We start from the raw sequence: 22,276 nt of genomic DNA on the forward strand, positions 1-22,276 counted from the left end.
CGCGCCGTTTTCGGCTTCCCCTGGCTCAACGCCGTACGTTATCGCAGCTCTTGGGCGACGGCGCGCGGACCGGGCCCCCGGGGGGCGGAGCGGTCAGTCCACGACGGCGAGGTGGTCGGCGGCGCCGCCGCGCCACTCGATCATGAAGAGCGTGGCATCGTCGCTCGTGTGCCCGCCCCGTTCGCGCTTGAGCGTGTGGGAGAGCCGCCGCAGGTCCGCCCTGAGCCCGTCCGACGGGCGCCGCCCCAGGCGGTCGATGCAGTGGATGAGGCGTTCCTCGCCGAACGTCGTGCCGCCCGAGACATGCTCCTCGATGATGCCGTCGCTGAAGCACAGCACCCGGTCCCCGGGCCTGAGGTTGTACTCGCTGACGCGCGGCGCCTTGCCGCCGAAGCCGACGGGCAGCGTGGTCGCGCTCTCCAACTGCCCCACGACGCGGCCCTCCTGGATGAGCAACGGGGCGGGGTGCCCCGCGTTGACCAGCTCCATCCGCCCCGTGGTGATGTTGAGGTGCATCAGCTGGGCGGTGACGAAGTGGTCGGGCCCGAACTGCCGGGAGATGGCGTCGTCCATGAACCCGTACTTCTCGGCCAGGCTGACGAACACGCGCCTGGCGTGCCGGTAGGCGCCGATGGCCACGGCGGCCATCGTGGCGGCGTCGAGGCCGTGGCCCATCGCGTCGATCACGGCCACGTGCAGGATGGTGTCGTTGAGGGCGTAGTCGAAGCTGTCGCCCGCGACGCGGTAGGCGGGCTCGAGGATGCCGGCCACCGCGACCTGGGGGACGGTCATCGAGAGCGGGGGCAGCAGGCCCCACTGGATCTCCGCGGACACGCTCATCGGCTCGCGGCGTCTGGCCCTGAAGAACTGGTCGGTGTAGGCGTTCTTGGTGACGATCATGTCGGCGACCAGGCCGCCGAGCCGCCGCAGCAGGCGCCGGTCGTCGTCGTGGACGGTGTCAAGGGTGAGGCTCATCACGCCCACCTGGTCGCTGCCGTCGAGGAGCGGCAGGTACATCCGCACGCCCGAGGGGTGCTGCGGCACCTCGACGACCTCGCCGCGCAGGAAGGACCGCCAGGCCGGTGAGTCGGCCACCGGCTCGGGCTGGCCGACCACCAGGCCCCTGCCGGGGAGCGGCACCAGCGTCTCCTGCGCGTAGTCCTGGAGCAGGATGGAGACGTCGCGGCCGCCCATCCGCCCGACCTCCTCGGCCACGAGCGGGGCGATCAGCTGCGGCGGCATCTGCCGCACCCGGTCGAGCAGCAGGCCGAGCAGCCGCTCGCCGTACCCCTCCGACCGGTCCACGTTCTCGTCGTCCATACCCCGGCCTCCTCGCCGCCCTCGCCACGGTCACCTCCCGTGGACCATCCGGCACAACGTGACCCGGGAGGGCCGCCGATCGGCGCATTACGCCGCGCGCGGCATGTCGGCGCGCGCCGTCCGCGTCGCGGAGGAAGGGCGGTGCGCACGACGTAGCGTTTGGCCGCTCGGCGTGCTGCTCGCCCGTCCCGCGCGTTCGTCCGCGCACGGCCACGACCAAGGGCCGCGGCTCCGCGTCCCCGCACGCCCACGCGTTCCCCACCCCGGAGAGAGGAAAGGAATCCATGACGTCAGAGGTCGTCGAGAAGACCCAGGCCCACCCCGACGGACACGTGCGGGACGCGGGCCAGGTGGCGGTCGACATGGCGGGGGCCGGCAAGGAGCTCGGGCTGCCCACCTCCACGATCCGCAACCACGCCTATGTCATCCGCGGCATGGGCTATGTGCCGGAATCGCGCCTGTCCACCGGGCTGTTCGGGAGGATGTTCCGCCGTCTTGACGCCTACATCCCCGACGAGGCGCGCATCGAGGCCGTCGCCGGGCTGATGAGCGAGCCCTCGGGCGCCGCGTTGGACGGCAAGATCCCGGCCGGGTACACCTATCTCGGGCAGTTCATCGACCACGACATCACCTTCGACCCGGCCTCGAGCCTCCAGCGGCAGAACGACCCCGACGCGCTCACCAACTTCCGCACGCCGCGCTTCGACCTGGACTCGGTCTACGGGCGCGGTCCTGCCGACCAGCCCTATCTGTACCGGAAGCCGACGAGTGAGGCGCCGCCGCACTTCGACATCGGCAGGGTGACCGGCTCTGACGACGAGATGGACCTGCCGCGGGCCCGCGGCATCGCCCTGATCGGCGACCCGCGGAACGACGAGAACGTCATCATCAGCCAACTTCAGCTCACCTTCATGCTGTTCCACAACAAGGTGTGCGACTGGCTGACCGAGAACGGCGGGCAGAACTACCTGCGGCACCGCAGGGGCAACGAGGAGGTCTTCGACTGCGCGCAGCGGCTCGTGCGGTGGCACTACCAGTGGATCGTCATCCATGACTTCCTCAGGCAGATCGTCGACCCCGACACCTACGAGGACGTGCTGTACCGGGAGCCGCTGACGCGCGGCGGCGACGCGGTCGAGCGGGTCAGGCTGCGCTTCTTCTCCTGGGACGGCCAGATCTTCATGCCGATCGAGTTCGCGGTCGCGGCCTACCGCTTCGGCCACTCCCTGGTGCGCGGGAGATACCGGCTCAACGAGAACGTCGCGAAGCCCATCTTCACCCAGGAGTCGGTGATCGGCCCCGGCGACGAGGAGAAGCACCTCGGCGGCTTCCGGCCCCTGCCGCGCGGCTGGCAGATCGAGTGGGGGCGCTTCTTCAACCTGAACGGGCCCGAGCATCTCCAACTGGTGCGCAGGATCGATCGTTTCCTGGCCACGCCGCTGCTGTGCCTGCCTCCCGAGCTCGCGGGCGGCGTGCGCGTCAACCTCGCGCAGCGCAATCTCGCCCGCGGCGCCAGGCTCGGGCTGCCCGCCGGGCAGGAGGTGGCGCTGGCGATGGGCATCGAGCCGCTTGGCGACGCGGAACTCGACCTGCCGGGCAACGGGCCCTCGCCCCTGTGGTACTACGTGCTGCGCGAGGCCGAGCTGCGCAACGGCGGCCTGACGCTCGGACCGGTCGGCTCCCGCATCGTCGCCGAGGTGTTCTGCGGGATGCTGCTCGCCGATCCGTCGTCCTACCTGTCCAACGCCCCCGGCTGGCGCCCCGTGCTGCCGGGCGACAACTGGGGCGACTTCACCATGGCGCACCTCATCACGTTCACGGGGTTCGGTCTCCGGGCGTCATGATCACGCGCGTCGTCACGGGCGAGGGCTCGGCCGCCTACCCGCGCAGTGCGAGCAGGGTCAGGGCGCAGGCCAGCGCCGTTCCGCCGCCGACCGAGAGCAGGGTCAGCCGGTCGAGCAGCCGGTCGTCCCACTCCTCGCCCGTGCCGGACGCGAACCGCAGCGCCGGGGTGGCCGCCCGGCCCAGCGCGAAGCCGACGCCGGTCAGCAGCGCCGCACCCGCGTCGTTGGCGAGCAGCACCGCGACCGCGGCGGCGTAGGGCAGGCTCGCCGACACATAGGTCCGCACGCCCGTGCCCAGCTCGAAGCCGAACTGGAGGGCGCCGCGCACCAGATCGCGTTGCAGGACGTCCTGCGGCACCTGGCGCGCGTTCTGCGGCAGGCGCAGCGCGATCAGGCCCGCGTCGCGCGCCACGCCGAGCAGCGCGACGCCGATCGCGGCGGGCGCCCGCCAGCCCTCGGGTACGGGCGTGACAAGGCCCGAGGCGAGCCACAGGACCGTGGCCGACAGGGCGCCGCCGAGCAGCAGTCCCGCCGTGAAGACCCCGAGCACGGTGGTCTGTCGATGTACCGCCCGCCAACCTGGCGAGGCAAGCGCGTGCGCGCTGTTGCGCGTTCAAACGGATCCGGAGAGCGAGTACCCGGCGAGCCCGCCGATGATCGCCCAGGTGAGGATGGGGGCGTACCAGGCGGCGGCGACGGCGCCGCAGACGAGCGCGAGCACCGGCACCGCCGGGTCCGTCAGGCGGCCGCGCCACACGGGCCAGGCCGCGCCCGTTCGCGCGTCGGCCACTACGCTCCGCCGGTCAGCGCGCGCCAGGTCTGCGGGCCGATGACGCCGTCAGCGGTCAGCCCGGCGGCCTCCTGGAACGCCACGGCGGCCTCGGCGGTCAGCGGCCCGAACGCGCCGTCGACGGTGAGCGGGTGGCCGTGCTTGACGAGCTGCCGCTGGGCCGCGTTCACCGCCTCGCCGCTGTCGCCCCTGCGGACCGTGACGACCAGGCGTGGCCAGGTCACCGGGTCGACGACGCCGGTCGCGTCGAGCCCTTCGGCCGCCTGGAACTCGCTGACGGCCGCCTCGGTGGCGGGCCCGAAGATGCCGTCGGGGTCGGTGGGGAAGTCGTGGTGGGAGACCAGGTGCTGCACCGTGTACACGTCGGACCCGCGGGCGCCGGTGCGCACGGTGGGCCAGGTGACGGTGCCCTCGCAGCCGCAGTCCGTGGTCCAGCGGCAGATCGAACGCACCCAGCCCGAGCCGGAGTTGAAGTAACCGTCGTGGCAGCGCCGCTCGATGCCGCAGCCGCAGGCGCCGCACGCGCCGGTGAACCGCCACAGCCAGCCGTCGTAGGAGCCCGAGTAGCACTGGTTGGGGCGCAGGGTCCAGGTGACGCCGTCGTTGCGGTGGAAGCCCGCGTACGGGCCGCTGGTCTCGCACGCGGCGGCGTGGACGGTGCTGGGGCCGCAGCCGGGCGAGCAGTCGTGCTCGGAGGCGTAGGAGGGGCACTCGCCGGTCCAGATGTCGTACCCGTCGGCGTATGCCTCGCGGGCCGCCCCGAAGACGCCGAGCGCCGCGAAGCCGACGGCCGTCGCGGACTGGATGACCGTGCGCCGGGAGGGCGCGAACCGCGGCAGGGCGCGGGCCCTGCGGCGCTGGGCGGGTCGGTCGGCGCCGCCGGGGCGGCGCAGCTCGGGCACCTCGTCGAGACGGGTCATCACGCGCTCCTCGGTCGGCCGGGGTGGGGGGCGGCGAGCAGCTCGCGCAGCGCGGCCGGGGAGCCGAGCGGCTCCGAGCGCACGACGCGGCCCGTCGCGCCGACGACGACGGCGAACGGGGTGGCGATCGCGTCGTAGGCGGTGAACAGGTCGGGCCTGTGGTCGACGACCGGGACCGTGGCCCCCGTCGTGGCGGGGGCGGCGCCCGCGTAGACCGCCCGCACCAGGGGCGTTCCGGCCGATCCGGGCTCGTCGAGCCGGTCGGCCTCCGCCAGCACCTCGGCGCAGGTGCCGCACTCGGCGCTGAGGAAGAGCAGCAGCGTGTCGCGGCCCTCGGCCAGCAGCTCCCCCGCGTGCGGGGCGGCACTTCCCGGGGTGACGCCGAGGTGCCCGTGGGAGCGCGCCACCCCGCCCTTGGCGAGGCCGCTGGAGAGCTGGTGGACCTGCCGCACCAGCCCGGACACCACCAGGGCGAGCAGGGCGATGGCGACCCAGGAGACGAGCAGGGCGCTGGTCATGAAGTCCATGGCCGGTGGCCTCCTCCCACGGATGCGGCGGGCCGCGCCGCGACGGTCGGCCGCGCCATGGCCGTCGGCCGTGTCATGGCCGTCGGCAGCGCCCACAGCAGGGCGGCGAAGGTCGGCGTGGCGAGGGCCACGACGGCCGCCTCTGCCGCGCCGTCGGGCGGCGCTCCGCGACCGGCCACCAGCGGGGCGGCGCCGAGCGCAAGCAGGGCGAACGCCCAGGCCCTGCCGACGATCCAGCCGCTCAGCGGCACCTCGGCGCGCGAGCAGCCGCACGGGCCGCCGCGGCCCGTGGCGAGCGTGTGGCGCGCGTAGAGCGCGTAGCAGGCGAACAGCGCCGCCGCGGCGGCGAGCACCGCGGCGAGTGCGGTGCGGTGGCGGGCGAGCAGGGCCGCCGTTCCGGCCGCGCCCAGCAGGCCCTCGGCCAGCGTGGCCGCGCGGGCGGCGAGCGGCACGGCGCGGGCGGGCAGCACGCCATGGGCGGTGAGCGCGGCGGGGAGGGCGGCGGGCCTGGTCAGGTGCGCGGCGCAGCCGGCGATGAGGGCGAGCAGCACGACCCCGGTGGGGACGGCGGCGATGAGGGTCGTCACCCGCGCGTCACCCCGCGGCCCGCAGGTCGAGCCCGTCGACAAGACCGGGCACGCGTTCGACGTCGGTGTCGGCCAGCGGCACGATCGTGGCCCACACGTCGGCGCCCGAGACCACGAAGAACGGGCGGCCGTCGGAGAGGCTGTCGCGGAACAGCTCGCCCGCGGCGACCGACGCGCCCTGCCAGGGCGGGAGTTGGGCCGCGTGCTCGCGGGTCCGCCGGGACATCTCGACCAGGCCGAGCCCCGGCACCTCCTTGACGACGGTGGCGGGCCTGGCCCATCGGGTGCCGGCGGCGTTGTCGGGCGTCAGGGTGATGCCGTCGGCGTGCTCGGCGATGCCGAGCGTGCGCAGCAGCAGCAACACGTCGGTGAGCGCGGCGCGGTAGAGGCGCGTGACCAGGCTGAACCGCCTGCCCTGCCACACCACCAGGGTCGGGCTCTCCACCTGCCGGGCCTGGGGGTCGTACTCGCTCGTGGTGACGGTGCGCAGGGTGCCGCCCTGGAACGTGAGCTCGGTGTCGAACGCGGTGATCCCGAGCGAGGCGGCGACGGCGTCGGCGAGGCCGAGGGGGCCCGAGGTGAACTCGTAGAGGCGCCCTTCGGCGACGACCTCGACGACCGAGGTGGCCTCGCGGGTCAGGTCGAGGCCGCCCGCGAGGTGGTAGGCGACGCCGTCCAACGCGCGGTGTTCGACGGTTGCGGATGGCGCCACGGCGTTCCTCCCGGAGGGCGGTGCCCCATGTCGACTGCCCTTAACGGGCGTTCACCCTACCCGCTCGTCATGTCGATGTACAGTCAAGCCTCGTCAGGCGCGTACCACCACGGGCGCGGCGCCGCGCGGCAGCACCTCGCCGATCACCGGGTGCCCCGGCACCTCACCGGCGAGCAGCAGCCCGCCCGAGGTCTGCGCGTCGGCCAGCAGGAGACGTTCCGCCTCGGGGGCCGCGCCGAAGTCGACGTGCGGCTCGACCCAGGCGAGGTTCCGCCGGGTGCCGCCACTGACGAACCCGTCGGCCACGGCCCGCCGGGCGTCGGCCAGGAACGGCACGGCCGACGCGTCGATCGCCACCGTCACCCCCGAGGCGCGGGCCAGCTTGTAGGCGTGTCCGAGCAGCCCGAAGCCGGTGACATCGGTGCCCGCCCTGATCCCCGCCGCGACCGCGGCGCGTGACGCGTCCCCGTTGAGCGCCGCCATCGCCGCCACCGCCTCGGGGAAGACGGTGCCGGTCGCCTTGTGCCGGGCGTTGAGCACGCCGCTGCCCAGCGGCTTGGTGAGCGTCAGGGCGCGCCCCGGCTCGGCCGCGTCGAGCCGTAGCATCCGGTCGGGGTGGACGATCCCGACCACCGACATGCCGTACTTGGGCTCGGGATCGGTGACGCTGTGCCCGCCCGACACCTGGCAGCCCGCCGCGTGGGCCACGTCGCGCCCGCCGCGCAGCACCTCGGCCGCCACGTCCATGGGCAGTGTCTCCCTCGGCCACGCCAGGAGGTTGACGGCGGCCCAGGGCGTGCCGCCCATCGCGTACACGTCGGAGAGCGCGTTGGCCGCCGCGATCCGCCCCCAGTCGTAGGGGTCGTCCACGACCGGGGTGAAGAAGTCCGCCGTGGTGACGAGCGCCCGCTCGGCGTCGAGGCGCACCACGGCGGCGTCGTCCCCGCCCCCTTCGAGTCCCACGAGCAACTCGGCGGCGGGGTCCACCGGTTGGCTCAGGGGGCAGGCCAACGCCGCCACGAGGTCGTCGAGCTCACCGGGCGGGATCTTGCAGGCGCAGCCGCCACCACCGGCGTACTGGGTCAGGCGCAGCGTGGTCACCCACGGGAACGTATCCCCCGAAGGGCCGGTCGGTACAGAGGGGTTGAGGGATCAGGGCCCGGCGGATCAGGGCCTTGCGGATCAGGTGGCGCGCGGCACTAGACTCCGCGGCGGAGGCGGGCGGGCGCCTGGTGGCCCCCACGGTCTTCAACACCGATGCGGTCGGGGACCCCGGCCGGGTGGGTTCGATTCCCATACGCCTCCGCGGGGAGCTCAGCCGATGACGGACGCCAGACGGCGCGTTCCGCGCACCGACGCGCTGCTGACCGACCCCCGACTCGCCACCGCCGTCGGGCGGTTGGGCCGCAGCCTGGTCCGCGGCGCCGTCGCCGACGCGCAGGAGCGGGTGCGGCGGGGCGCGTTGGCCCCCGAGCGGGCCGCCGACGCCGCGGTGGCCGCCCTGCCCCCGACCGCCACCGCGCTGCTCCCCGTGCTCAACGCCACCGGCGTGGTCGTGCACACCAACCTCGGCAGGGCGCCGCTCTCCGAGGCGGCCCGCGAGGCGCTGCTCGCCGCGTCGGGGGCCACGGACGTGGAGTTCGACCTGGCCACCGGGCGGCGGGCCCGCCGGGGCACGAGCGCGCTCGCCGCCCTCGCCGAGGCCGTGCCCGGCGCCGAGGCGGTCCATCTCACCAACAACAACGCCGCCGCCCTCGTCCTCGCCGCGACCGCACTCGCGCGGGGCCGCGAGATCGTGCTCAGCCGCGGCGAGATGGTGGAGATCGGCGACGGGTTCCGCCTGCCCGACCTGCTCGCGAGCACCGGCGCCAGGCTGCGCGAGGTCGGCACCACCAACCGCACCCACCTCGCCGACTACCGGGACGCGATCGGCCGGGAGACCGGGTTCGTCCTCAAGATCCACCCCTCCAACTTCGCCACCACCGGCTTTGTCTCATCGGTGCCCGTCACCCAACTGGCAACCCTTGACGCGCCCGTGGTCCACGACATCGGCTCGGGGCTGCTGCGGCCCCACCCCGCGCTGCCCGGCGAGCCCGACGCCGCCACGTCGCTGGCCGAGGGCGCCGACCTCGTCACCGCGAGCGCCGACAAGCTGCTCGGCGGCCCCCAGGCGGGCCTGCTCCTCGGCCGCCGCGACCTGGTCACCCGGCTCGCCACCCACCCGCTGGCCCGCGCCCTGCGCGTCGACAAGCTCACCCTCGCCGCCCTCGAGGCCACGCTCAGGGGCCCCGACTCCCCCGTCGAACGCGCCCTCACGGCCCGGCCCACCGACCTCGCCGCGCGGGCCTCGCGCCTCGCCGACACGCTGCGCGCCCGCGGGGTCGACGCCCTGCCGCTGCCCACCGAGGCGCGGGTCGGCGGCGGTGGCGCGCCCGAGGCGGTGCTGCCGAGCGCCGCCGTCGCGCTGCCCGCGGCGCTGGCGGCGCCGCTGCGCGCCGGGCGCCCCGCCCTCGTCGGGCGGCTCCACGCGGATCGGCTCCTGCTGGATCTGCGCACCGTGCCCGAGGAGGACGACGACGCCCTGCTGAACGCCGTTCTCGCCGCGCACGCCGGGGACGAGCCACGGCCCGAGGGGCCATGACGGGCCCCGGGACGTTCGTGGTCGCCACCGCGGGGCACGTCGACCACGGCAAGTCCACGCTGCTGCGGGCGCTCACCGGGACCGACCCCGACCGGCTCGCCGAGGAGCGGCGGCGCGGTCTGACGCTCGACCTCGGCTTCGTGTGGACCACCGCGCCGAGCGGGCGGCGGCTCGCGTTCGTCGACGTGCCGGGCCACCACCGCTATCTGGCCACCACGTTCGCCGGGGTCGCCACCGCGCCCGCCGTGCTGCTCGTGGTCTCGGCCGACGAGGGGTGGCGCGCCCAGACCGGGGAACACCTGGCCGCCATCGAGGCGTTCGGCGTCCGCGCCGGGCTGCTGGTCGTGACCCGCCGCGACCTCGCCGACCCGGCCGCCGCGTTGGCGCAGGCGCGCGAGCGGACCGCGGGCACCGGCCTCGAAGGCGCCCCCGCCGTCGCCGTGAGCGCCCGCACCGGCGAGGGGCTCGACGACCTCGCGCGCCGCATCGACGCGCTGGCGGACGCCCACCCGCCGCCGGACGCGGACGCGCCCGTGCGCCTGTGGCTCGACCGCGCGTTCACCGTCGCCGGGTCCGGGACCGTGGTCACCGGGACGCTCACGGCGGGCAGCATCGCCGTGGACGACGTGCTCGAGCTGGCCCCCGCGGGCACCCCCGCCGCCGTCCGCGGCCTCCAGTGCCTCGGGAAGCGCGTTCCCCGGGTGACCGGGCCCGCCCGGGTCGCGGTCAACCTCCGCCGCGTCGCCGCCACCGATGTGCGCAGGGGCAACACCCTGGTCACGCCGGGACGTTGGTGGCGCGCCTCGACCCTGGACGTCCGCTTCGAGCGCGGCGCCGCACCGGCGGAACGCCCGCCTCGGCCACCCGCGGAGCCGCTGGTCCACTGCGGCACCGCCGCCACCAGCGCCCGGCTCCGCCCGCTGGGCCCCGACGCGGCACGCCTCACCCTGCGCACGCCCCTCGACCTGCACGTCGGGGACCGGCTGCTGGTGCGCGACCCCGGCTCGCGGCTGCTGCTCGGCGCCACCGTGCTCGACGTGGCCCCGCCCGCGCTGCGCGGCAAGGGCGCCGCGGCCGCGCGGGCCCGCCACCTCGCCTCGCTCGCCCACCCCGCCGACACGGCCGCGAGGCTGCGCGCCACGGGGCTCGCCGACCGCGCCGAACTCGCCGCGATGGGCTACCCGTCGGGCGTCGGCGGGCGGGAGGCCGAGGTGCCGGGGGCGCTGGTCGCCGGGCCCTGGCTGATCGACGGCGGGCACGCGGCCCGGCTGCGCGCCGCGCTGAGCGACGCGGTCGAGGGGCACGCCGCCGCGCACCCGGCCGACCCCGGTCTGCCGCTCGCCGAGGCGGGGCGGCGCGTGGGCCTGCCCGACGGCGTTCCGCCGACCGCCCTGGCAGGGGACGACCTGGTGGCGCGGGACGGCAGGCTCTACCGCGCGGCGGACGCGGAGCGGCTGCCCGTGCCCGTGGCCGCCGCCCTCGACGTGCTGCTCGCCGAGCTGCGCGAGGCGCCGTTCCACGCGCCGACCCGGCGGCGCCTCGACGAGCTCGGCCTGTCCGCCGAGGCCCTGGCCCTGCTGGTGCGGCGCGGGCGCCTCGAGCGGATCGGGCCGCTCCATCTGGCCCCCGGCGCCGCCGCCCGCGCGGCCGCCCGACTCGGGGCGCTGCGGGGGCCGTTCACGGTGGGCGCGTGCGCCCGCGCGCTCGGCACCAGCCGCCGGGTGGCGTTGCCGCTGCTCGAGGCGCTCGACGCCGCGGGCGTCACCCGGCGCGACGCGGAGGGCCGCCGCACCGTCGCCGCCGCGCCCGTGCCCGTGCCCGGCTCAGCCGACGGGGCCTGAGGCGACGGGGCCTGAGGCGGCGGCCTGGCGCATGAACGGGTTGGCCGTGCGCTCCACCCCGACGGTGCTGTCCTCCTCGTGGCCGGTCAGCAGCACGGTGTCGTTCGGCTTGGCGAGCAGCCCGCGGAGCGAGGCGAGGGTCTGCGCCCGGCTGCCGCCCGGCATGTCCGTGCGGCCGATGCTCCCGGCGTAGACGACGTCGCCCACCAGGCAGTAAGAGCGGATCGAGGCGTCGCCCGACAGGTTGAACATGACGGATCCCGGGGTGTGCCCCGGGGTGTGGTCGACGCCGAGCCTGAGCCCGGCGAGCTCGAGGACGGAGCCGCCCTCGAGCGGCCGGACGTCGGTGGGCTCCTGCCACCGCCAGCGCGGCCCGAGCAGCCGCTCGAACCGCGGCCCGAACTCGTCGCCCAGGCCAGGGATCGGGTCGACGAGCATGCCGTGGTCGGCCGGGTGGAGATAGACCGGGATGCCGAACGCCGAGGAGACGGCCGCCGCCGAGTGGGTGTGGTCCAGGTGCCCATGGGTGAGCAACACGGCCCTCGGGCGCAGCCCGTGCGCCTCGACGGCCTTCCTCAGCCGGTCCGTCACGCCCATGCCGGGGTCGACGACGACGCACTCGTCGCCGGGGCCGCGGGCCACGTAGTAGCACTTGGTGCCCCAGGCGTCGGCCACCACGGTGCGGATCAGCACGGCGCCTCCAGGGCGACGGGATCGACGGGATCCACCGGCTCCACGGGATCGACCCGTACGGCGATCGCGGCGCGGGCCCTCTTCTCCATGGCGTCGAGCTCCGCCGGGGTGTCCGCGTCGATGAGAAACGTCACCGCCCGGTCGTCGGAGGAGCGCAACGGGCCGATCACGGCGCCGCGTTCCTTCAGGACCAGCACGGCGCGCAGCGCGGGCGGGTCGCCTGGCACTCCGGGGCTCGGCTCGGGCCACAGCCCGCCCTCGCCCACCCAGTGGGCCCGCGCGCCCGGCAGGTCGACGGTGACGTCGCGCAGGACGCCGGGGGGATGGTCGAGATAGACCTGCCTGGCCCGGCGGCGCGGCGCGGGGAACGCCGCGGGCTCGCCCAGCGCGACGCGGATGATCTGGGGCTCCAACGGCTCGCCGCAGGCCAGCTCGTAGAGCGCGGTCAGCCCGTCCCCCGGGGTGCGGCAGGCGATCTCCATCAGGTGGGTCTCCCCGGTGTCGGTCACCCGCCACTCGGAGTGGGCGACGCCGTTCTCGAACGCCAGGGCGGCGAGGACGCGCCGGTTCGCCTCGGTGACGGCCCTGGTCACGTCGGTGCCGCCGATCCGCCGCTCCCCCACCGGGACCGAGTGGGCCAGCTCGACGAACGACCTGGCCGCGTCCTCGGTGGTCTCCTTGCCCGTCACGGAGGCGAAGCGGATCTCGCCGTCCTGGACGAGGGACTCCACGGAGAACTCCTCGCCGATCACCTGGCGTTCGATCAGGATCGTCTCGTGCGCGGGGTAGTCGCGCAGCGCCCTGGCGACCTCGTCGGCGGTGGCGCAGGCCACCACGCCCGAACTGGCGTGCCGCGCCGCGGGCTTGACCACCACCGGGCAGGTCAGCGAGGCGAGGTCGACGCGGTCGCGGCGCCCCGGGGGCACCGTGAGGGAGAGGGGCCCGAACGTGCGGGCGTAGGCGCGCTGGAGGTACTTGCTCCGGCACACCCGGCTGGCGCGCAGCCCTGGCCCCGGCAGCCCGAGCGCGTCACAGATCAGCCCGGTCGGCTCGACGAGCATCTCCTCCATGGCGTAGGCGCCGACGATCCGGTGCCGGACGCGCCACTCCTGCAACGCGGCGAAGGCGTCCGCGTTGAACGACGCCTCCCGGTCCATCGCCCCCGACACGTAGCGGATGTCGGCGATCAGCCCGGTGATCCCGGGCGCGACGGCCCTGGCCCGCTCGACCACGGGCCTCGACGACTCGGGGGTCAGCACCAGGACGCGCAGCCCGCGGTCGGCCAACTCGGTCACGAAGCGGGGGTTGCGGCAGATCACCCGGAAGGCACCGGCGAGGAGGAACGCCTCCCGCGGCTCCGGCGGCACCCGCCCGCCTGTCTCGTGCTCGTGCTCCACCATGTCTCCTCACCATGTCTCCAGCGGTCGGAATCTCGGGGGGCGTCGGCGGTCCGCCGTCCGCTCAGTCCTCTTCGGGGGGCTCCGGCATGGTCCGCAGCTTCGCGATGGGCGAGAGCGCGATCCACAGCGCGGAGAGGCAGAATCCGGTGGCGGTGACGAAGAGGGTCTCGCGGATGCCGATGACCGAGCCGAGCCAGCCGCCGAGCAGGGCGCCGAGCGGCATGGCGCCCCAGGTCACCGTCCGCATCCCGGCGACCACCCGGCCGATCTTCCGCCGCGGGATGACCATCTGCTGGAAGGTGGCGACGTTGGTGTTGCCGATGGTCATCAGCGTGCCGCTGACGAAGAACATCGTCAGCAGCATCGCGAGCGCCAGCGGGGTGGGGCCCATGGTGAGCGGCAGGATGATCTGGGCGAGCGAGGCGCCCCCGTAGCCGAAGGCGATCACGCGGCCCGGGCCGAGGCGCAGGGCCATCCGCTTGGCGAGGGTCGCCCCGGTGAGCGCGCCCACCGCGCCCGCGGCCAGGACCAGGCCGAGCAGGGCGCTGCTCATGCCGAGGACGTCGAGCACGAAGAGCGGCAGGATGGTGGTCCTGGCCATGAAGAAGAGGTTGTTGACGCCGGACCTGACGACCAGGAAGCGCAGGTAGCGGTCCCGGGCGATGAAGCGCAGTGACTCGCCGATCTCGGCGAACGTGTCGCGGCGCTCGGGGCGTTCGGGCGGGCGTTCCTTGTGGCGGATGCCGAACAGCGCGGCCAGGGACGCGATCGGGCTGATCACGCTGGCCGCGAGGACGGCAGGGGCGCTGGCGAGGCTGACCAGCACGCCGCCGAGCGCGGGGCCGCCCGCCTGGGTGACGACGATGCTGCCCTGGAGCCTGCTGTTGCCGTCGAGGAGCTGGTCGCGCTCGATGAGCGAGGGCAGATAGGCCGTTCCCGACACGTCGAAGAGCACGGCGCACACGCCCATGACGGCGGCGACCAGATAGAGGTGGTACAGCTCCAGGCCGTCGACGAGGGTGAGGGCGGCCACCGCGCCGAGGGCGACGATCCGGCCGAGCTCGGCGACGGCGAGGATGCCGCGCTTGGTGGACCGGTCGATCCAGACGCCGGCCAGCAGGGTGACCAGCAGATAGGGGGCGAACGCGATGGCGTTGATCACGCCGAGCTGGCCGGCCGACGCCTCGAAGAGGTAGATCGCGGCCAGCGGGAGCACCAGCTCGGCGACCTGGGTGCCGCCGCGCGAGACGGTCTGGCCGAACCAGTAGAGCAGGAAGTCGCGGTGCCGCCACAGGCTCGTGGGCGCCGCGGCGGCGCCCTGGGCCCCGGCGCCGGGGTCACGGGAGGTCAGCACGTCGGTGGCTTTCGGGAGTGGGGACGGGCGGGCGATCGAGGCGGACCTCGGCGGCGACGCGGGCCACGGCGAGGGCCTGCTCGGCGTTGAGCCGCGGGTCGCACGTCGAGGTGTAACGGTCGAGGCGCGTCGCCAGGTCGGCCTCGGTCTCGACGCACTCGACGACGGGCTCGGGCGTGGTCTCCAGGTGCACGCCGCCCAGGGGCAGCCCGTGGGCGCGCAGCGCGGCGCCGCAGGCCCTGATCTCGCGCTCGATGTCGGGCAGCAGGCGGGTCTTCTGGCCGTGGTGGTTGCGGCGGGTGTTGCCGTGCATGGGGTCGGAGATCCAGAGCGCGCGCGCCGCCAGGTCCCCCAACTCCCCCAGCAGCCGGGGAAGTTCGTCGACGATGCGGGGGCCCATGCGGACGATGAGGGAGAGCCGGCCCCGCGGGCGCCCCTCGGTGAGCCGGGTGATCAGCGCCCCGACCTCGGCGCCCGAGGCGTCGGGGCCCACCTTGACGCCGACGGGGTTGGTGACGCGCTCGGCGAAGGCGATGTGCGGCCCGTCGACCTGCCGGGTGCGCTCGCCGATCCACAGGAGGTGCCCCGACGAGCCGTAGCCGCCGCCCCGCCGGTCGTCGTCGCGGACGAGCGCGTCCTCGTAGTCGAGCAGCAGCGCCTCGTGGCTGGCGTAGGTGAGGCACAGGCTCGGGGCGGGCCCTTCGAAGACCGGCAGGAACTCGGCGAGACGGAGCGCGTCGAGGGCCAGGGCGGCGTGGTCGTAGGCGGCGAGCAGGCGGGTGGGGTCGGGGGTGCGGGCCTCGGGGGTCGGCGCGGTCCCGTTGACCGCGTCGCCGCGGTAGACGGGCAGGGTGCGGCCGTCGGGCAGCCGCTCGGTCTCCCGCGACCTGGGCTTGGCGTACTGCCCGGCGAAGCGTCCGACGCGGACCGCGGGCAGGCCGACGACCGACTCCACGACGTCGGCGATGGCGCCGAGCAGCTCCACCTTGGGGGTCATCCGCTCCCGGTCGGCGTCCGCGAACGGCTCGGCGCAGTCGCCCGCCTGGACGACCACGGCGCCGCCGGCGGCCGCCAGGCTCAGCTCGCGTTGCAGGGCGTAGCAGGACTCGGCGGAGACCAGGGGCGGGCGGGTCGCCAGCTCGCCGACGACATCGGCGAGGGGAACGCCGCCCGCCCAGCGCGGCTGCTGCGCGGGCGGGCGCGGCGCCTTCGTGGCTCCGGTCATGGGCGGGGGCAACGGTGAGGTCATGGGCGGGGTCGTGGGCGGGGTCATCGGTGGGGCCCTCCGGGGGGACGGGCGGCGCGGGGGACGAACTCCTCCTCCAGGCGCGCGGCGAGGGTGGCCACGGCGTCCGCCATGGGCCGGTCGGTGGTCAGTTGGGGGGTGTGCTCGGCAAGGCGCTCCCACAGGCCGCCCTTCGCGGTGTGCGGCCACAGGCGTTCGAGCCGCTGGAGGCGGCGGATCTGGGCGAGGGCGTGGTAGAGCGAGGACGCCACCCACCAGGCGCGGTCGAGCATCTCGGCGGCCGCGTTGGCGCCGTTGAGCGCCATGGGCACATGGTCCTGGTTGCCCAGGTTGGTGGGCAGCGGGGTGCAGGACGCCGGGTAGGCGCGCTGCCGGATCGCGGCGAGGTGGGAGGTGGCGGCGATCTGGACCCCGGCGAGCCCGCTGTCGCGCCCGGGGCGCGCGGCGAGCAGCGGCGGCAGCCCCCCGTTGCGCCGGGGGTCGACGGCGAGGGCGAGTTGGCGTTCCAGCAGGTAGGCCAGCTGGTGCACGCACACGGCGTGCTGCTCGGCGGCCAGCGCGACGGGCGCGGCGTGGAAGTTGCCGCCGTGGTACAGCTCCCCTTCGACCAGCACGGGGTTGTCGGTGCAGCCGGTGGCCTCGGTGAGCAACACCCTTTCCTGGAGGCGTAGTTGATCGATGACCGCGCCGATGACCTGGGGCGCGCAGCGCAGCGAGTAGGGCTCCTGGAGCGGCCGGTCCGGGTCCCTTGGCCTGGCGTCGGTCAGCTGCCTGCGGATCAGCGCGGCTGCGGTGCGGTGGCCCGGGTGGCCGCGCACGGCGGCCAGCGCGTCGCTGAACGGGACGGGGTCGCTGCCGAGCAGCAGCGCGAGGCGCCCCGTGGCGGCGGCGGCCGCGTGGGCGAGCCCGAGCAGCCGCGCGTGGTTGACCAGGGCCGTGGCCAGCGCGGCCGATGTGCCGTTGACGAAGGCCAGGGCCGACCTCGCCTCCCAGCGCACCGGGGTCAGCCCCCGCCGGGCGAGGGCCGCAGCGGCGGGCTCGCGGCGCCAGCCGCCGTCCGTGCGCCGCCATGCCTCGCCGCGCCCGGCGGCGGCCGCGGCGGCGTGCGCGAGCGGGATGAGATCGCCGCTGGCGCTGAGGCTGCCTTCGCGTGGCACGACCGGGGTGAACCCGGCGTTCCACTGGGCGGCCAGCGCCTCCCAGGTCTCCGGCTCGACGCCTGAGTGGCCGAGTGCCATGCCGCGCAGCCGCAGCCAGACCATCAGCCGGGCGACCGTGGGCGGCAGCGGGCTGCCCTGGCCCACGGTGAGGTGGTCGATGAGGCCGCTCGCCTGGACGGCGGCGTCCGGGTCGGCCGGGTGGTCGGCGAGCGGCCCGAAGCCCCGGCTCACGCCGTAGACGGGCCGCTGCCTGACGGCCCTGGTCAGCGACGCGCGCCCGTGGGCGAGGGCTTGGCGCCGCCGCGCGGTCAGCTCGATGCGGCGCTCCCATGCGGCCTCGGCGATGAGGCCCGCGACGGTGGCGGGCTCGGTCTCAGTGAGCACGGCCGTCGGCTCCCCCGGGTGCCGTGCGCGGCGGCCGCCCGCTCTCGCCGAGGGCCGGGAGGCGGTCGACGCGCACCTTGCCCGCGACGCTGCGGGGGATCTCGGGGACCCGGCGCACCGCGCGCGGCACGGGCACGCCGGGGAACGCGGCGGCCAGCACGTCCCGCACCTCGGCGGCCCGCACCTCGACCGGGCCCTGGGCGTAGTAGAGGTCGTAGTGCTCGGCGCGCATCCGGTCGCGGCGCGGCACGCAGACGATGTCGGTCCTGGGGAACGCCTCGCGCACCGCGCGCTCCACCTCGGCCAGGTCGACGCGGCGCCCGTTGATCTTGATCATCCGGCTGGCGCGCCCGAGGAGTTCGAAGGACCGCTCCCCCACGGGGCGCACCAGGTCGTCCAGGGTGAGCGCGGCCGGTGGCACGGCCGCCTCCCTGACCCTGGCCAGCCGGGGCCCCGCCACCCGCAGCGGCTGCTCGTCGCCGGGGCCCGCCGTCCTGATGAGGGAGCAGTCGGGGAAGAGGGTCCACAGCGCCGGGAGCGCGGGGCGCGGGGCGAGCGTCCGGTGCGCCACGGCCCCGGTCTCGGTGGAGCCGAGGATCTCGACCGCCCGGAAGGCGCTGCCCGCGAGCGCGGCGATGACGCGGTGCGCCGAGGGCGGCAGCGGGGCGGTGCTGTGCACGGCGACCACGGTGGCGGTCCTGAGCCGGTCGACGACGCGGTCGAGCAGCTCCCAGGTCGACGGCAGGCACACGACCAGGGTGCGCGAGCCGGGCGCGAGGTCGGGCGGGGTGAACGGGCTGTCCCACAACTGCCGTACGGGCACGCCGAGATGGCGGGGCAGGACCGCGCCGAAGACGCGGCCGTAGAGGTGGAGGGGCGGCGCGTAGGTGACGACCCGGTCCACGTCGCCGACCACGGCGTCGGCGACCACGGCCGCCTCGGCCCGCAGCTGGGCGACGGAGCGCAGCCAGACGACGGGGGCGCCCGACTGGCCAGAGGTGGCGAAGGGCACGTCGGCCTCGGCCCCGTCGTCCCCGGGTCTCATCCGTGGCTCCCCAGGCGCACGCGGTCCTCGAGCTCGCCGTCGACGAATCGCGCGATGCGTTCGACCGAGGCGAACCAGTGGCGGACGTCGTGCGCGACGAAGTCCACCTCGATCCCGAAGGCCGCCTCGACCGCGGTGACGCACTCCATGGCCGTGAGGCTGTCGTAGCGCTCGCCGAACGCCTCGGCGAGGTCCCGCCCCGCGTCGACGGTGGCGACCTCGTCGCCGAGGTACGGGCTGAGCGCCTCGCGTACCCGGGTGACGGTCTCGGGCGTGCCTGACTCGCTCATCGTTCCCCTTCTCTCCGGTGGTCGGCGGCTTCCTGGTGGTCGGCGACGGCCTGGTGGTCGGCGCCAGGCGCCCCGTCGGCCCTGGTGAGCCGCCCCGCCCTGGCCAGGTACACATGGGCGGGCGACGTGGGGCGGAACTCGACGTACAGGAACGGCGTCTGCTCGGTGGTGCCAAGGGCCTGGGCGACCTCGTCGGCCAGGGCCTCCCTGAAGCGCTCGTCGCGCTCAGGGCCGACGCAGCAGACGACCGAGGCGTGCCGCACCTGGCCGTCCCCCTGGGGCAGGGCGTCGAGCGGCATGCCGCCGCTGAAGGCGCTGTGCGGCGGGGTGTCGACGAAGCGCACCACGACGTGCGCGGGGGTGACGCCGTGCCGGGACAGCCAGCGGGTGAGGCGGACCGCGACGGCCCTGCGCCGGGGCACGGGCAGCTCGGGGGTGTCGATCGTGATGGTGGGCATGGCGGCTCTCAGGACAGGGTCAGGGCGGGCAGCCGGGCCGCCGGGGTGGCCAGGCGCCGACGCAGCAGCCGGTGGAGGCAGTCGGCCAGCGGGTCGCCGGTGGCGGGGGCCAACGGCGACCAGGACGCGCCGTGTTCGGACGCGGTGCGGTCGAGGAACGGGCGGACATGGGCGGCGTCGACCGCGATGCCGAGCCGGTCGGCGGTGGCGACCGCCTCGTAGGTGGAGAGCAGGTCGGGCAGCCTGGCGCCCTGGTTGGCCCAGCCGCCGCCGCGCACCCGGTGCCGGTCGAGGGCGTCGGCCACGGCGGCGCGGTCGGCGCGGCCGATGAAGTCGAGCACGCGCGCGGCGTGCAGCCCCGAGCGCAGGGTGGCGGGGGCGCCGGGGACGTTGCCATGGCCCCGCTCCCCGTGGCGGGCGCGGTCGCAGCCTTCGACGAACGCCGCGAGGCCGTCGAGGTCGAGCGCGGGGTCACCGGGGCGGCCCACGAGCCGTCTGATCTCGACGGCCGCCGCGGTGGAGATCAGGTCGGAGCCGCGCCCGTGCCAGTAGCCGAAGCCGCCGTCGGGGTTCTGGAGGCGCGTCAGCCAGGCGCTGATCGCGCCCGCGCCCGCGGGGTCGTCGCGGAAGGCGCCCGCGGCCAGGGCCCACAGGGTGCAGCGCACCTCGGCGCCCCGGCCCGGCATGTACATCACGCCGTCCTCGTTGGGCAGTCGGCAGCCCTCCAACCAGCGCCGCAGCTCGGGGAGTTCGGGGGCGTCGGGCTCGGCGACCAGGGCCGCGGCGGAGGTGTGCAGGGCGTCGGCCGCCTCTTCGGCCTCGCGGTAGGTGAACCCGCCGGTGGGCAGGGCGAGTCGGGCCAGCCGCCGTTCGACCGCCGCGGCGACCTCGGGGGTGACGCCCCCCGCGGTGCGCAGCGTTCCGACCGCGCTGAAGGACGCCCACACGTCGGCGACCCGGTAGCCGGGCCAACGGGTGAACGCGCCGCCGTCGAGCCGTTGGCCGAGCACCCAGGGCGCGGGGTCGGCGTCGGGCGCCGCGCCGAGCGCCGCCAGGGCGCCGGTGGCCCGGTAGGTGGCCCACAGGCAGGGCACGGTGGCGTCGGGGGCGAAGGTGAACCCGCCCGATGAGGTCTGCCGCCCGCGCAGCCAGCGGACCAGGGCGGGCACGTCCCACGGCGGGGCGGCGGGCCGCAGGGCGTTCAACGCCCGCCAGGCCGCCACCCCGTAGAAGCAGGCCCGCGCGTCGGCGTCCCCCGCGTCGGCGTGCTCGGGCGACCAGCTCAGCCCGCCGCCCCGGGTCTGGAGGCGGCCGAGCCAGGCGAGCAGCCGGGCGCGGTCGGGCACGTCGTCGCCGCACAGCTCCACGGCGGTGCGGGTGGCGAAGTGGGTCGCCCACACGTCGGGGCGCTGACCCGGGGTCATCGCGTACGCCTCGCCGGACCAGACGCCGCGCACCCAGGCGGCGGTCCGCTCCGGCTCGTCCTGCGGCTCGCCCAGGTCCGCAAGGGTGGCCACGCAGTAGAACGTGGCCCACGCGTCGGACGGCATGCCGCGGCTCCAGGCGTAGCCGCCGTCGGCGTTGCGCCGCCCGCGCACATGGGCGACGGTGGCCGCGCGGTGCGGCGTGCGCGCGGCGCGGCCGAGCCAGGCGAGCGTGCGGACCGCGGCGTAGGTGCACCACAGGTCGGGCGCGCCGGAGACGGGCACCCGCGCCCCGGGGGCCGTGGGGGCCGTGGGCGCGGTCACCGGGGCTCCACGAAGCGGATGTTGGAGCGCTTCCAGCTCTTCCGTGAGCCGCCGCTCTTGGTGGCCGCGGGCAGCGTGTTGACGAAGACGACGTCGTCGCAGGTCAGCCCGGTGCGGCGGGCGAAGGCGCCGAGGAACGCGGCGGCCACCGCGTCCTCCCCGGCCCGGTCGGCGCCGACCTGGCGCTCCAGCAGGACGAGGAGGCGTTCGGCGGCCCGGTCCACCTCGAGCACATAGCCGGTCGCGGTCGTCTCGCCGTAGACGACCTCCTCGACCGACCTGGGGTCGAGCGCCGCCCCGCCGATCACCAGGGCGTCGCCCGCGCGCCCGTGCACGGTGAGCGTGGGGGTGGCGAGGCCGCACGCGCAGCCGTCGGCGACCGCGACCTCGTCGCCGGTGTCGTAGCGCAGCAGGGGGCGCGCGTGGAGGTTGAGCGGCGTCACCACGAGGCGGCCTGACGCTCCCGCGCGCAACGGGGTCACCCGGCCTTCGGCGTCGGCCAGTTCGCCGTAGTGGGCGGCGGCCAGCAGGTGCAGCCCGTCGGCCCGGCAGGCCGCGGCCAGGGTCCCGGTCTCGGTGCTGCCGTAGCTGGCGTCGTAGGCCCTGGCGTCCCACCAGGCGCCGAGGCGCTCGCGCATGGCGGGCACGCTGACCTCGCCGAGCAGCATGAGGGTGGTGACCGAGGCACGCGCCTGCTCCAGCAGGCCGCGCTGCTGGAGCAGGCGCGTGGTCTGGAGGGCCACGCCCGGGGCCAGGAAGAGCGCCGTCGGGCGGAAGGTGGTGAGCAGCCCGACGAGGCGGTCCCAGTCGGAGATGCCGGTGGCGAACGGGTAGGCGCGGGCGTGCGGCACCCCCAGGTACTCGCACACGGACGCCACCAGGTCGCCGACGGGCACGATGTCCGAGGGCAGCAGGCTCAGGACGCGCGGCTCGTCGCCCAGCGGGTCGCGCCAGGCGCCCGCCACGGAGACCGCGTTCCACAGGATGTCCTCCGCCAGCCGCGGGGTGGGCGTCGCGGTGCCCGTGGTGCCGGTGGTCTCGTAGTACTTGGCGCTGGCCTGGAGCGTGGTGGCGACGAAGCTCCACGGGTCGGCCTTGAGGCGCTCCTTGGGGGTGGTGGGCAGCGCGGTGAAGGCGGGCCAGCCGAAGTCGCCGATGTGCAGGTAGGCGGGGGCGCGGCGGGCCCGGCCCCACGCCTGGGCGATCTTGTCGCGGTAGAAGCCTTCGGCGGGGACGGAGCCGCGGGCGTCGCGGAACTGCCGCTCGGCCTCGAGGACGGCTTCGAGCCGTTCCTTGGAGTTGACTATCACTGGATC

General features: G+C 75.7%; 21 protein-coding genes and 1 tRNA gene. 4 read left to right on the forward strand and 18 right to left on the reverse strand.

All coding sequences use genetic code 11. The features are described 5' to 3' along the window. Positions 1-93: 93 nt before the first annotated feature. Positions 94-1,320, reverse strand: coding sequence for a PP2C family protein-serine/threonine phosphatase (locus D7318_RS27505; protein ID WP_120699932.1), 1,227 nt, complete (start codon positions 1,318-1,320; stop codon positions 94-96). Positions 1,321-1,604: 284 nt separating this feature from the next. On the opposite strand from D7318_RS27505, the gene D7318_RS27510 reads away from it, so the two are divergent. Further along, a complete protein-coding gene (locus D7318_RS27510; protein ID WP_120699933.1) occupies positions 1,605-3,164 on the forward strand; it encodes a peroxidase family protein in 1,560 nt (519 codons plus the stop codon). 34 nt (positions 3,165-3,198) lie between these two features. Here the strand turns inward: D7318_RS27510 and D7318_RS27515 are convergent, their stop codons facing one another. The 7 genes from D7318_RS27515 to selD all read right to left on the reverse strand — a co-directional run bounded on the left by D7318_RS27515 (position 3,199) and on the right by selD (position 7,801). Beyond that, a complete protein-coding gene (locus tag D7318_RS27515; RefSeq protein WP_120699934.1) occupies positions 3,199-3,714 on the reverse strand; it encodes a hypothetical protein in 516 nt (171 codons plus the stop codon). A gap of 63 nt (positions 3,715-3,777) precedes the next feature. Further along, the gene (locus tag D7318_RS33080) at positions 3,778-3,954 is read right to left on the reverse strand and encodes a hypothetical protein (RefSeq protein ID WP_183091630.1); all 177 of its coding nucleotides are present in this window, start codon (positions 3,952-3,954) and stop codon (positions 3,778-3,780) included. Further along, on the reverse strand, positions 3,954-4,874 hold the full coding sequence (locus D7318_RS27520; RefSeq protein WP_120699935.1) for a peptidoglycan-binding domain-containing protein: 921 nt from the start codon (positions 4,872-4,874) through the stop codon (positions 3,954-3,956). Before D7318_RS27520 ends, D7318_RS33080 begins: the two co-directional genes overlap by 1 nt. Next, positions 4,874-5,401, reverse strand: a complete 528-nt coding sequence (locus D7318_RS27525; protein WP_120699936.1) for a hypothetical protein — start codon at positions 5,399-5,401, stop codon at positions 4,874-4,876. The genes D7318_RS27520 and D7318_RS27525 overlap by 1 nt, the downstream gene beginning before the upstream one ends. Beyond that, on the reverse strand, positions 5,389-5,988 hold the full coding sequence (locus tag D7318_RS27530; protein WP_120699937.1) for a MauE/DoxX family redox-associated membrane protein: 600 nt from the start codon (positions 5,986-5,988) through the stop codon (positions 5,389-5,391). Before D7318_RS27530 ends, D7318_RS27525 begins: the two co-directional genes overlap by 13 nt. A gap of 7 nt (positions 5,989-5,995) precedes the next feature. After that, positions 5,996-6,700, reverse strand: coding sequence for a hypothetical protein (locus D7318_RS27535; RefSeq protein WP_120699938.1), 705 nt, complete (start codon positions 6,698-6,700; stop codon positions 5,996-5,998). A gap of 93 nt (positions 6,701-6,793) precedes the next feature. Further along, entirely contained in the window at positions 6,794-7,801 is a 1,008-nt protein-coding gene (gene selD / locus D7318_RS27540; protein ID WP_120699939.1) for a selenide, water dikinase SelD, read from the reverse strand. Positions 7,802-7,913: 112 nt separating this feature from the next. On the opposite strand from selD, the gene D7318_RS33085 reads away from it, so the two are divergent. The 3 genes from D7318_RS33085 (at position 7,914) to selB (ending at position 11,182) form a co-directional block, all read left to right on the forward strand. Continuing rightward, a tRNA-Sec gene (locus D7318_RS33085) sits at positions 7,914-8,007 on the forward strand. 14 nt (positions 8,008-8,021) lie between these two features. Next, positions 8,022-9,341 carry an L-seryl-tRNA(Sec) selenium transferase gene (selA, locus tag D7318_RS27545; protein ID WP_120699940.1) on the forward strand — a complete coding sequence of 440 codons (1,320 nt, stop codon included), beginning with the start codon at positions 8,022-8,024 and terminating at the stop codon, positions 9,339-9,341. Beyond that, a complete protein-coding gene (selB, locus tag D7318_RS27550) occupies positions 9,338-11,182 on the forward strand; it encodes a selenocysteine-specific translation elongation factor (protein WP_120699941.1) in 1,845 nt (614 codons plus the stop codon). Before selA ends, selB begins: the two co-directional genes overlap by 4 nt. Here the strand turns inward: selB and D7318_RS27555 are convergent. From D7318_RS27555 to D7318_RS27600, 10 genes are all read right to left on the reverse strand, one after another. Then, a complete protein-coding gene (locus D7318_RS27555) occupies positions 11,165-11,875 on the reverse strand; it encodes an MBL fold metallo-hydrolase (protein ID WP_120699942.1) in 711 nt (236 codons plus the stop codon). The two genes, selB and D7318_RS27555, sit on opposite strands and share 18 nt — an antisense overlap. Beyond that, positions 11,869-13,275 carry an ATP-grasp domain-containing protein gene (locus D7318_RS27560; RefSeq protein WP_120699943.1) on the reverse strand — a complete coding sequence of 469 codons (1,407 nt, stop codon included), beginning with the start codon at positions 13,273-13,275 and terminating at the stop codon, positions 11,869-11,871. Before D7318_RS27560 ends, D7318_RS27555 begins: the two co-directional genes overlap by 7 nt. A 61-nt stretch (positions 13,276-13,336) precedes the next feature. Then, the gene (locus D7318_RS27565; protein ID WP_183091631.1) at positions 13,337-14,629 is read right to left on the reverse strand and encodes an MFS transporter; all 1,293 of its coding nucleotides are present in this window, start codon (positions 14,627-14,629) and stop codon (positions 13,337-13,339) included. Then, positions 14,613-15,854: a 3-deoxy-7-phosphoheptulonate synthase gene (locus tag D7318_RS27570; protein ID WP_120699945.1), complete on the reverse strand. Its 1,242-nt coding sequence runs from the start codon at positions 15,852-15,854 to the stop codon at positions 14,613-14,615. The genes D7318_RS27565 and D7318_RS27570 overlap by 17 nt, the downstream gene beginning before the upstream one ends. Before the next feature lie 44 nt (positions 15,855-15,898). After that, positions 15,899-17,419, reverse strand: coding sequence for an aromatic amino acid ammonia-lyase (locus D7318_RS27575; RefSeq protein WP_120699946.1), 1,521 nt, complete (start codon positions 17,417-17,419; stop codon positions 15,899-15,901). Continuing rightward, entirely contained in the window at positions 17,409-18,464 is a 1,056-nt protein-coding gene (locus tag D7318_RS27580) for a class I adenylate-forming enzyme family protein (protein ID WP_183091632.1), read from the reverse strand. The genes D7318_RS27575 and D7318_RS27580 overlap by 11 nt, the downstream gene beginning before the upstream one ends. Then, positions 18,461-18,754, reverse strand: a complete 294-nt coding sequence (locus D7318_RS27585) for an acyl carrier protein (protein WP_120699947.1) — start codon at positions 18,752-18,754, stop codon at positions 18,461-18,463. The genes D7318_RS27580 and D7318_RS27585 overlap by 4 nt, the downstream gene beginning before the upstream one ends. Then, positions 18,751-19,212, reverse strand: coding sequence for a tautomerase family protein (locus D7318_RS27590; protein WP_183091633.1), 462 nt, complete (start codon positions 19,210-19,212; stop codon positions 18,751-18,753). Before D7318_RS27590 ends, D7318_RS27585 begins: the two co-directional genes overlap by 4 nt. 8 nt (positions 19,213-19,220) lie before the next feature. After that, positions 19,221-20,960 carry a prenyltransferase/squalene oxidase repeat-containing protein gene (locus tag D7318_RS27595; protein WP_120699948.1) on the reverse strand — a complete coding sequence of 580 codons (1,740 nt, stop codon included), beginning with the start codon at positions 20,958-20,960 and terminating at the stop codon, positions 19,221-19,223. After that, complete coding sequence (locus D7318_RS27600) at positions 20,957-22,270, reverse strand: phenylacetate--CoA ligase family protein (RefSeq protein ID WP_120699949.1); 1,314 nt, start codon at positions 22,268-22,270, stop codon at positions 20,957-20,959. Before D7318_RS27600 ends, D7318_RS27595 begins: the two co-directional genes overlap by 4 nt. Positions 22,271-22,276: the final 6 nt, after the last annotated feature.

The organism is Streptomyces radicis (assembly GCF_003626575.1).
Lineage (GTDB): Bacteria > Actinomycetota > Actinomycetes > Streptomycetales > Streptomycetaceae > Streptomyces > Streptomyces radicis.

Coding starts and splice junctions, on each gene's coding strand:
- D7318_RS27505 (WP_120699932.1), bottom strand. CDS start 1,320: ATGGACGACGAGAACGTGGACCGGTCGGAGGGGTACGGCGAGCGGCTG.
- D7318_RS27510 (WP_120699933.1), top strand. CDS start 1,605: ATGACGTCAGAGGTCGTCGAGAAGACCCAGGCCCACCCCGACGGACAC.
- D7318_RS27520 (WP_120699935.1), bottom strand. CDS start 4,874: ATGACCCGTCTCGACGAGGTGCCCGAGCTGCGCCGCCCCGGCGGCGCC.
- D7318_RS27525 (WP_120699936.1), bottom strand. CDS start 5,401: ATGGACTTCATGACCAGCGCCCTGCTCGTCTCCTGGGTCGCCATCGCC.
- selA (WP_120699940.1), top strand. CDS start 8,022: ATGACGGACGCCAGACGGCGCGTTCCGCGCACCGACGCGCTGCTGACC.
- selB (WP_120699941.1), top strand. CDS start 9,338: ATGACGGGCCCCGGGACGTTCGTGGTCGCCACCGCGGGGCACGTCGAC.
- D7318_RS27560 (WP_120699943.1), bottom strand. CDS start 13,275: ATGGTGGAGCACGAGCACGAGACAGGCGGGCGGGTGCCGCCGGAGCCG.
- D7318_RS27570 (WP_120699945.1), bottom strand. CDS start 15,854: ATGACCGGAGCCACGAAGGCGCCGCGCCCGCCCGCGCAGCAGCCGCGC.
- D7318_RS27580 (WP_183091632.1), bottom strand. CDS start 18,464: ATGAGACCCGGGGACGACGGGGCCGAGGCCGACGTGCCCTTCGCCACC.
- D7318_RS27585 (WP_120699947.1), bottom strand. CDS start 18,754: ATGAGCGAGTCAGGCACGCCCGAGACCGTCACCCGGGTACGCGAGGCG.
- D7318_RS27590 (WP_183091633.1), bottom strand. CDS start 19,212: ATGCCCACCATCACGATCGACACCCCCGAGCTGCCCGTGCCCCGGCGC.